General features: G+C 30.4%; 2 protein-coding genes. Both read left to right on the top strand.

What is annotated here, in order from left to right; translation table 11 throughout:
• Positions 1 to 841: bifunctional diaminohydroxyphosphoribosylaminopyrimidine deaminase/5-amino-6-(5-phosphoribosylamino)uracil reductase RibD (gene ribD, locus HG1285_RS03840; RefSeq protein WP_008288783.1), on the top strand; the 841-nt coding region annotated here is incomplete at its 5' end.
• A gap of 44 nt (positions 842 to 885) precedes the next feature.
• A complete protein-coding gene (nadA, locus tag HG1285_RS03845; protein WP_008288782.1) occupies positions 886 to 1818 on the top strand; it encodes a quinolinate synthase NadA in 933 nt (310 codons plus the stop codon).
• Positions 1819 to 2153 lie beyond the last annotated feature (335 nt).

The following is a 2153-nucleotide window of genomic DNA, read 5'->3' as shown; positions in this document are numbered from 1 at the left end:
TACCAACGCAATAATAGAAAATAAAATAAAAAAAGTAGTAGTTGCCACTTTAGACCCAAATCCATTAGTTGCAGGGAAAGGGATAAAACTGCTTGAAGAACACGGTGTAGAAGTTATAACAGGAGTTTTAGAAGATAAAGCAAAAAAATTAAATGAAGACTTTTTTGTTTACATAAAAGAAAAAAGACCATTTATTCATCTAAAATGGGCACAAACAATAGATGGAAAAATTGCCACATTTACAGGAAGCTCAAAATGGATTACAGGAGAAAAAGCAAGAAAGTATGCCCATAAGTTGAGAAAAGAAGCTTCCGCAGTACTTGTAGGGGTTGGAACAGTTTTAAAAGATAATCCGCAGTTAACTGTTAGACATATAAAAACAGACAAACAGCCTGTTAGAGTTTTAATAGATAAAAACCTAAAAACACCTATAGATTATAAAATTTTTGATGAAACTGTAAAAACAATAGTGTTTGTAGGAAAAAATGCAGATAAAGAAAAAATTAAAAATTTAAGTAAAAAAGAAAATATTGAGATTATAAAACTTCCTTTAGACAAAGGAAAATTTGAGCTAAAAGATATATTAAATGAACTTTATAAAAGAGATATTATCCATATTTTAGTAGAAGGTGGAAAAGAAATTATTACTCAATTTATAAAGGAAAACCTTTTTGATAAAATTTCAGTTTTCATTGCACCTAAAATTGTAGGAGAGGAAGGAATATCGTCTGTTGGTAAACTTCATATTGAAGATATAAATTCTTCAATAAAATTAAATAAAAAAAGAATAAAATCTTTAGAAGAAGATGTTTTAATTGAATTTGAAAACAATATGCAATAATATATATTATCTAAAAATAAAACGCTGTTTGATTGGAGGATTATATGACTGTAGCAGAAAGAACACTAATAGATGAAATAAATGAGCTTAGAGAAAAGAAAAATGCCGTAATTCTTGCCCACTACTATCAAAGAGGTGAAATACAGGACATAGCTGATTTTATTGGAGATAGTTTAGAACTTGCAAGAAGAGCACAGGAAACAAATGCAGATATAATTGTATTTGCCGGTGTTAAATTTATGGCTGAAACTGCAAAAATCTTAAATCCTGAGAAAAAAGTCCTCCATCCAAACCCTGAAAGTGGCTGTCCTATGGCAGATATGGCAACATATGAAGGGGTAAAAAAATTAAGAGAAGAACATCCAGATGCAGCTGTAGTTGCTTATGTAAATACAAATGCAGATGTAAAAACACTTGCAGATGTGATAGTCACATCAAGAAACGCTGTAAAAGTAGTAAAAGCATTAAAAGAAGATAAAATAATTTTTGTACCTGACCAGTTTTTAGGTGGATTTGTTGCTCAGCAAGTTCCAGAAAAGGAGTTTATTTTGTGGAAAGGTTTTTGTCCTCCTCACTTTAATTTATCTCCAGAACAACTTCTTGAGCTGAAGGAAAAATATCCTGATGCGAAAATAGCAGTTCATCCTGAGTGCAATACAAAAACTTCAGAAATAGCTGATTTTGTAGGAAGTACTTCACAAATTATTGAGTTTGCTACAACCTGTGATGCTGAAAATGTAATCATAGGAACAGAAGTTGGTTTAAAACACCAGCTTGAAAAAATTAATCCAAATAAAAATTACATTTTCCCTGTAAATGCAGACTACTGCGGTACAGTTCACTGCTGTGATATGAAAAAAAATACCCTTGATAAAATAAAAGAAGTTTTAGAAAACGAAACAAATGAAATTGTTCTTCCAGAAGAAGTAATAGAAAAAGCAAGAAAACCTCTTGATAGAATGCTTGAAATTGTATAATTAGATAAATAGAATGGGCCGTAAAGGCCCTAATACTTTATTCAACCTTTAAAAGTTCGCAGTTAAATTCAGATAAATAAACCTCCCCGGTTCAGGTGTTTTCATACCTGCAGAGAATGGGTTTCTTAAATATGAAAGATGGGGTGTAGTAAAATTTATCAAAAACGTTATCAATACCAGCTCCAATAGAAAGGTATTTTAATCTATATGCAGTTTTTAGATTTACAACTGTATAAGAGGAGTTGGAGTTTCATTTAAGTTGAATCTACTTTATCTTGTCTAAATGAGTGTATTATTTCTACCTGACCGTAATATTTTAAGTTATCAAATGTTAA

This window comes from Hydrogenivirga sp. 128-5-R1-1 (assembly GCF_000171895.1).
This window is presented reverse-complemented; position numbering and strand designations above follow the sequence as displayed.

Excerpts from the sequence above, each read along its gene's own strand:
- nadA (WP_008288782.1), top strand. The coding sequence starts at position 886 with ATGACTGTAGCAGAAAGAACACTAATAGATGAAATAAATGAGCTTAGA.